The organism is Clostridium sp. ZS2-4, from assembly GCF_026719745.1.
Classification (GTDB): Bacteria; Bacillota; Clostridia; order Clostridiales; family Clostridiaceae; genus Clostridium_H.
Genome location: NZ_JAPPRQ010000001.1, coordinates 26,573 through 33,465 on the forward strand (window position 1 = coordinate 26,573; position 6,893 = coordinate 33,465).

Consider the following 6,893-nt stretch of genomic DNA (forward strand, 5'->3'; position numbering starts at 1 on the left):
TATTAAACAGCTTTTTTAAACAAAAATAAGATGCCTAATAAAATTTACTAGAACATCTTATCTTCTTTGTATACTCTACCACCCTATAAACATTTGAGTCCAATATAGCTGTCCGTTTTTTGCCTTAGCAGCACCAACACCTATTTGGGAATAATTAGGGTTTAGTATGTTTTGTCTATGTCCTGGAGAATTCATCCAAGCCTTCATTACCTCAGCAGGTGTTCTTTGTCCATAAGCTATGTTTTCTCCAGCTCTTCTATAATTTATTCCAAAGTTTTTGATCATATTAAACGGAGATCCATATACAGGTGATGTATGAGAAAAATAATTTTTATCTATCATATCCTGTGATTTGTATCTTGCAACTCTTGATAGCTGCCAATTAGCTTTTAATGGTTTTAGTCCTTGCTTTCCCCTTTCAACATTCACCAATCTAAGTACTTCGTTTTCTAATCTTTTTACTTCGCTTAAATCTGGAACCTTAATTACTTGATTAGGATATATTAAACTAGGATCAACAATCTGAGGATTGACTGATAATACCTCTGAAACGCCAATCTGATGCTTCACACATATTTTCCATAAACTATCTCCCTGTTTAACTAAGTAATCAAAAGTTTTATAATTAATTTCTTGTGCTGATGAGCTAAAACTCACGGTTAACAATAAAAATAATGTTGATAATAAAACCTTTATACTATTTTTCTTTTTCATAACTTCACCTCTCATCGTAATTGCTTTATAATATTTTTCATAATTTATTTTTTACAAAATACCAATTTTTTATTTTTGTAATTTATAGAAAATAACTAAAACCTCTAATAAATATATTCCTTAACACTAAAATAGAAGCTATAAGTTATTTTACAGCTTCTATTTTATATCTATTTATTAATTTTTTTATCATCTTTATATATAACTTTATTTATTTCTTTTGCTAAAAAATCCTTACTCATATTTTCAATATTATCGATAGAATTTAACAGTTTAATTATTCTATATTTAATGTTTTCATCATTAAGCTTCATGTGTTCATTGATATAATAGCTTTCTCCCATGTCCATTATTCTTGCAGTATAATTTTTTGATTCTAAAAGTGTTTTAAAGCTTTCTTGTGCTTTTGCATCTCCATGAACAAGCAGTATTTCTTTTGGTCTTTGCATGAATTTATCTACCCAATTTATTAATCCTTCTCTGTCAGCATGACCTGATAATCCTTCAAGAGAATATATCTTGGCATTAACAGCTATTGGTTCTCCAAATACGGTAACTTTTTTATTTCCATCCAATATGGATCTACCTAAAGTGCCCTCTGCTTGATATCCTACAAATACAATTGATGACTCTTTTCTCCATAAATTGTGCTTAAGATGATGTTTAATTCTTCCTGCTTCACACATTCCACTTGCTGAAATAATTACAGCTCCACTATCCATATTATTTATCTTTATTGATTGTTGAGGTGAACTTGTAAATACCAATCCTTTAAATCTTAGAGGATTAATACCTTTGTATAATAATTCCTTAGTTTCTTTGTCAAAATATTCACTACATCTTTCAAATATTTTAGTTGCATTTTCAGCAAGAGGACTATCTACGAAAACAGTTATATTTCCCAATTCATTATTTTCAACATATTTATTTAAAGCATATAAAATCTCTTGAGTTCTTCCTACTGAAAAAGATGGTATAACTACATTTCCACCCCTTTCAAAGGTGTATTTTATGATATTTACCAATTCTTTAAAAGACCAATCAATATTACCATGTACTCTATCACCATATGTTGTTTCCATTATTAAATAATCAGCATAATCAATATAAGAAGGGTCTTTTATTATAGGCTTATTAGTGTTGCCTAAATCTCCAGTGTAAACAATTTTAATCTCTTCTTCATATTCTTCTTTAATGTATAGTTCTACTATAGATGAACCTAACAAATGTCCTGCATCTCTAAACCTAATTTTAAGTCCATCAAAAACTTCAATAAATTCATCATAATTATATTCTCTGAATAAATACATTGATAGTTCAGCTATTTTAGCAGTATATAACGGTTCTACAGGCTGAAGCCCTTGCCTTATTCTTTTTCTATTTTTCCACTCTATTTCTGTTTCTTGTATATATCCGCTGTCTGGCAGCATTATACTGCATAATTCCTTTGTTGCTTTAGTACACAAAACTTCTCCTTTAAATCCTTTTTTATATAGCAAAGGAATTCTACCACTATGATCAATGTGTGCATGAGATAGTATAACACAATCAACTGACTTGGGATCAAAATGAAACTCATCGTTTCCTCTTTCCTTTTCATCTTTTCCTTGATAAAGTCCACAATCTAAAAGAACAGTTTTATTATTTATCTTTAAAATATGACAAGAACCTGTTACACATTTAGCTGCACCATAAAACTCTATTTTCATAATCATTCCCCCTGTCTGCTATTATTATTGTTGTTATTCATATTATATTATATATATTGATTGTTTTCAAAATTTTCTAAATTTTATTTTTGTGTATAAATATAAAACAGTAACGAAAACTTAATTTCATTACTGTTTTATATTTATTTAGTATATTGTTTTATTAATTTAATTATCTCACCTACACCATTGTTAATAGAACTTGAGTTCATCTTTTTCATATATTTATCCCTGTCACTATACAGCTGATTTAACGACTTAATAAGTAAATTACTATTAAGCTCCCCCTCTTGCAAAACCATACTGTACCCATTTTTTTCAAAGGAAGCTGCATTCAAAATTTGATCTCCTCTACTGGCGTTAGCTGATAGCGGTATTAATAAATTAGGTTTTCTCAAGGCTAACAGTTCAAATATTACATTTGCTCCTGCTCTTGAAACAAATATGTCTGCAGCAATCATTAAATGTGGCAGTTCTTCATTTACATATTCAAATTGCACATAACCTTTTACATTTTTTAGCTTTTCTTCTAAATTTCCTTTACCACATATATGAATAATATTAAATTTTATAAGTAATTTATTTAATTCTTCTCTTACAGCATCATTTATAACTTTAGAACCTAAACTTCCCCCTATAACCATTAGAACAGGTTTGTCATCTTCAAAACCGCATATTTTTCGTCCTTTAATTTTACTGCCTCCAAATAATTCACTTCTGATAGGTGTTCCTGTAAGAACCCCTTTATTATTTTTTATTTTATTTAATGATTCATGAAAAGTAACACACACTTTAGTGCAAAATGGAACAGCTAATTTATTTGCTAGTCCAGGAGTCATATCGGATTCATGTACAATAACTGGAACTCTATTCAAGTATGCACCCATTACAACTGGAACTGATACAAATCCCCCTTTTGAAAAAACTATATTAGGTTTTTCTCTTTTTATTATATTTTTTGCTTCAAATACTCCTTTAATAACCTTAAAAGGATCTGAAAAATTTTTTATATCAAAATATCTTCTTAACTTCCCACTGGAAATAACATGATATTTTATTTTCTCACTTTCAATTATCTTTCTTTCTATTCCATTTTCTGTGCCTATATATTGTATCTCATATCCTAATTCTTTCAACTTAGGTATGAGTGCAAGATTAGGAGTTACGTGTCCGGCTGAACCGCCTCCAGTCATAATAATTTTTAGCTTTTTCAAATCACCATCTCCCAACTACTATCACCTTCACATTTTAGTTTTATTCCATACTTATTGTCTATTATTCAGTATTCCTTGTCAATTATAATATAAAAATTTTTTAAATAAAAAATAACATATGATATTTTTTTTACTAAAATAAGTACAAACTTCAACTTGTACCTCTAATATACTAATATAATATTTAATAAATAGGTTAAGATACTAGTGTAACATAAATTCTTCAATTTAAAAAAACATTATAATAAAAAGGAGGAAATATTATGGCACAAAAATTAATACCAGAAGCTAAACAAGGATTAAATAAATTTAAAATGGAAACAGCTACTGAACTTGGAGTAAACTTTACAGATTACAATGGTAACCTTACTTCTAAACAATGCGGCAGCGTTGGTGGAGAAATGGTTAAAAAGATGGTAGAACAATACGAAAGAACTTTATAATTTTTAATATAAGCAAATAAAAAGTAGGAGAGGTAGTTATTTTACCCCTCTTGCTTTTTTATTTGTATTAATATAATTTTATCCCTTGACTAGCAATTAGAATTTATCTGAAGTAAAAACTCTATCTAAATTAAGTTTCACTTTATATCCAAAATATTGTTAACCTTAAGAGTATATTTTATTTGGTTTAGGGTATCATAATTCATGTATCACGATAATAATTGAAAAATATAGTTTGTTATGAAATCATATTTAATTTTAGAGACAAGTGCCTTAATTTCCTCTAATTTTCTATTATATATATCTGAATAATGGATAAGCTATTATTACAAAGGAAAAAGGAGGTGAAAATTAATGGCACAAAAATTAGTACCAGAAGCTAAACAGGGATTAAATAGATTTAAAACAGAAGTAGCTACTGAAATGGGTGTACCTTTTACAGAATATAATGGTAACCTTACTTCTAAACAATGTGGTAGCGTTGGTGGAGAAATGGTTAAAAGAATGGTAGCTCAGTATGAAAGAGGTTTATAATAAATATATAATCTATAATTAAAGATACAATAAGGAATTACAGATTATATTAGGAAAAACGCATAAGGCAAATGTCTTATGCGTTTTATTTGTCAACTTAAATTAACATTTTAATTATTTTCTCTATTGTGCCTTAAAAATGAACGTTGTTCTAACACTTAATTGAAACTTAATTTATTTTAAATCTTAGGTAATCCTCTTGTAGGTTTTTTCATATCTGGGTCAACATCTAAAGTAATTGGATTTGCACTTTTTTGATTAGTTGTCTTATTATCATTTTTTCTATTTTTTTCTGATTTAGTTGCCATAATACTCACTCCTTTCCAATAATATATTCCCCACACATATGAGTATTATTCAATTAATATACCTCCCATAGTGAAGTTCCCATTTCTTCATTTCTATCATCAGTATTTAATTCTTTTATTACCATTCCTCCAGTTCTGCCTTCACATTGTTTTAATATTTCTCCAAAATAAGCATCCCAAGTTAATCCTAATGCAGTTTGCATCTCGTTTTCATAAGTTCCTTTATATGCAGATATAATATCACTAGTACTGTATTCTCCTGTGCCAAGTCTATTAATTAAAACATTGTGTAAATTTTCAACTTCTACTTTTAAATCTCCATATTCATAAAAATCTATCATATCTATTCTCCTTTCCAACATTATTTTTTGCTTACAAGATTCTTTTATACTATGCTTTTAAATTAAAATAATAAGCCATTCAATATATTGAATGACTTATTATTTTTTATATAGCCTATTTAGTTGTATTTCCACGCTGATTATTTGTTTGATGCTTTTGATTTGATTCTTTAGATGCTGAACGTTTTTCTGTACCTTTTTTAGCCATTTTTTTCACCTCTTTATTATAGGTTTAGCATGATATCTAATTAAAATCAATTGTATGATTTTCTATATTATTTTTTACCATAAATTTTATTTAATTCATAAAATAATAATATTAAAAGTGTTTTTTATTATCTTCTTTATAAAATGGTTTTCTTTCTTCACTAAATGGGAATGGATTACTTTCAATGTTCGTACCTAATTCATGTGTATCGATTAATTCAGTATTATTACCTATTACAGCAAATTCATCTTCACTACTCACTGGATTATATTTCTCATTAATTTCATCTATTTTATGGTGAATTTTATTCTGTTTATTTTCTGTATAGCTCCTTTTCATTTGCAGCACTCCTTTCTTACTTTTATCATTAGCTTATCCTTTGAAAAGTCTTTTATTCTTATATCCTATATTTTAGAATTTACATTATTATCTTAGTTTACATAATTGTTAATATGTTAATGAATTAATTTAATAAAAAAAGAACAGTCTATAAAGACTATTCTTTTGGTGGAGATAAAGAGATTCGAACTCTTGACCCCCTGCGTGCAAGGCAGGTGCTCTCCCAACTGAGCTATACCCCCATATATTATTTTATGAATTTAAGTGGGGTGGACGAAGGGACTCGAACCCTCGACAACCAGAACCACAATCTGGCGCTCTACCAACTGAACTACGTCCACCATATATGGTGCGTCTTAAGAGATTCGAACTCCTGGCCCACGCCTTAGAAGGGCGTTGCTCTATCCAGCTGAGCTAAAGACGCATATTTTGGAGCGGGTAAGGGGAATCGAACCCCTGTGTTCAGCTTGGAAGGCTGACGTTCTACCATTGAACCATACCCGCTTATGTGGCGACCTAGAAGGGACTCGAACCCTCGACCCCCGGCGTGACAGGCCGGTACTCTAACCAACTGAGCCACTAGGCCAAATTGTTTGTGGTGGGCACAACAGGGCTCGAACCTGTGACCCCCTGCTTGTAAGGCAGGTGCTCTCCCAGCTGAGCTATGCGCCCACAAACTAATGGTGACTCCTAGGGGAATCGAACCCCTGTTACCACCGTGAAAGGGTGGTGTCTTGACCGCTTGACCAAGGAGCCATATTACCCGGCGGCGACCTACTCTTCCACACCGTCTCCAGTGCAGTACCATCGGCGCTTTGAAGCTTAACCTTCGTGTTCGGAATGGGAACGGGTGTTACCTTCAAGCCATAACCACCAGATGCCATAGTTCTTGAAATCTTTGATTTCTTAGAAATATGGTACTCATCAGCTCTGCTGAATGAGTGTCCTTATTGAAAGAATTATTCTTTCAAAATTGCACAGTGAATTAAACTTTTGATCAAGCCCTCGACCTATTAGTATTGGTCAGCTGAATACATTACTGTACTTACACCTCCAACCTATCAACCTGATAGTCTTTCAGGG

The 6,893-nt window shown here is 30.5% G+C and carries 8 protein-coding genes, 7 tRNA genes and 2 rRNA genes; 2 read left to right on the forward strand and 15 right to left on the reverse strand.

Annotated elements, in window-relative coordinates; genetic code table 11:
• Positions 1-75: 75 nt before the first annotated feature.
• From OIO11_RS00130 to OIO11_RS00140, 3 genes are all read right to left on the reverse strand, one after another.
• Positions 76-714 (reverse strand): CAP domain-containing protein, encoded by a 639-nt coding sequence (locus OIO11_RS00130; RefSeq protein ID WP_268069321.1) that lies wholly within the window; start codon positions 712-714, stop codon positions 76-78.
• A 170-nt stretch (positions 715-884) separates the two neighbouring features.
• Positions 885-2,423 carry an MBL fold metallo-hydrolase RNA specificity domain-containing protein gene (locus tag OIO11_RS00135; RefSeq protein WP_268069322.1) on the reverse strand — a complete coding sequence of 513 codons (1,539 nt, stop codon included), beginning with the start codon at positions 2,421-2,423 and terminating at the stop codon, positions 885-887.
• 143 nt (positions 2,424-2,566) lie between these two features.
• The gene (locus tag OIO11_RS00140) at positions 2,567-3,637 is read right to left on the reverse strand and encodes an undecaprenyldiphospho-muramoylpentapeptide beta-N-acetylglucosaminyltransferase (RefSeq protein ID WP_268069323.1); all 1,071 of its coding nucleotides are present in this window, start codon (positions 3,635-3,637) and stop codon (positions 2,567-2,569) included.
• 263 nt (positions 3,638-3,900) lie between these two features.
• Here OIO11_RS00140 and OIO11_RS00145 point away from each other — a divergent pair, with 263 nt between their 5' ends.
• Together OIO11_RS00145 and OIO11_RS00150 are read left to right on the forward strand one after the other, a co-directional pair.
• Positions 3,901-4,080 carry an alpha/beta-type small acid-soluble spore protein gene (locus OIO11_RS00145; RefSeq protein ID WP_268069324.1) on the forward strand — a complete coding sequence of 60 codons (180 nt, stop codon included), beginning with the start codon at positions 3,901-3,903 and terminating at the stop codon, positions 4,078-4,080.
• A gap of 354 nt (positions 4,081-4,434) precedes the next feature.
• A complete protein-coding gene (locus OIO11_RS00150; protein ID WP_268069325.1) occupies positions 4,435-4,614 on the forward strand; it encodes an alpha/beta-type small acid-soluble spore protein in 180 nt (59 codons plus the stop codon).
• 179 nt (positions 4,615-4,793) lie between these two features.
• On the opposite strand, the gene OIO11_RS00155 is transcribed toward OIO11_RS00150, so the two are convergent.
• The 12 genes from OIO11_RS00155 to OIO11_RS00210 form a co-directional block, all read right to left on the reverse strand.
• A complete protein-coding gene (locus tag OIO11_RS00155; RefSeq protein WP_268069326.1) occupies positions 4,794-4,922 on the reverse strand; it encodes a hypothetical protein in 129 nt (42 codons plus the stop codon).
• A 53-nt stretch (positions 4,923-4,975) separates the two neighbouring features.
• On the reverse strand, positions 4,976-5,263 hold the full coding sequence (locus OIO11_RS00160) for a hypothetical protein (RefSeq protein ID WP_268069327.1): 288 nt from the start codon (positions 5,261-5,263) through the stop codon (positions 4,976-4,978).
• Positions 5,264-5,582: 319 nt separating this feature from the next.
• Positions 5,583-5,810 carry a hypothetical protein gene (locus tag OIO11_RS00165; protein ID WP_268069328.1) on the reverse strand — a complete coding sequence of 76 codons (228 nt, stop codon included), beginning with the start codon at positions 5,808-5,810 and terminating at the stop codon, positions 5,583-5,585.
• Positions 5,811-5,976: 166 nt separating this feature from the next.
• Positions 5,977-6,052 (reverse strand) — tRNA-Ala (locus OIO11_RS00170).
• A gap of 23 nt (positions 6,053-6,075) precedes the next feature.
• Positions 6,076-6,151, reverse strand: a tRNA-His gene (locus OIO11_RS00175).
• Between the two features lie 6 nt (positions 6,152-6,157).
• A tRNA-Arg gene (locus OIO11_RS00180) sits at positions 6,158-6,234 on the reverse strand.
• 6 nt (positions 6,235-6,240) lie between these two features.
• Positions 6,241-6,314, reverse strand: a tRNA-Gly gene (locus tag OIO11_RS00185).
• A 5-nt stretch (positions 6,315-6,319) separates the two neighbouring features.
• Positions 6,320-6,396: transfer RNA gene (locus OIO11_RS00190), tRNA-Asp, on the reverse strand.
• Positions 6,397-6,406: 10 nt separating this feature from the next.
• Positions 6,407-6,482 (reverse strand) — tRNA-Val (locus OIO11_RS00195).
• 9 nt (positions 6,483-6,491) lie between these two features.
• Positions 6,492-6,566 (reverse strand) — tRNA-Glu (locus OIO11_RS00200).
• A 5-nt stretch (positions 6,567-6,571) separates the two neighbouring features.
• Positions 6,572-6,688: ribosomal RNA gene (gene rrf, locus OIO11_RS00205) — 5S ribosomal RNA — on the reverse strand.
• A gap of 115 nt (positions 6,689-6,803) precedes the next feature.
• A 23S ribosomal RNA gene (locus tag OIO11_RS00210) occupies positions 6,804-6,893 on the reverse strand; the annotation flags it as partial.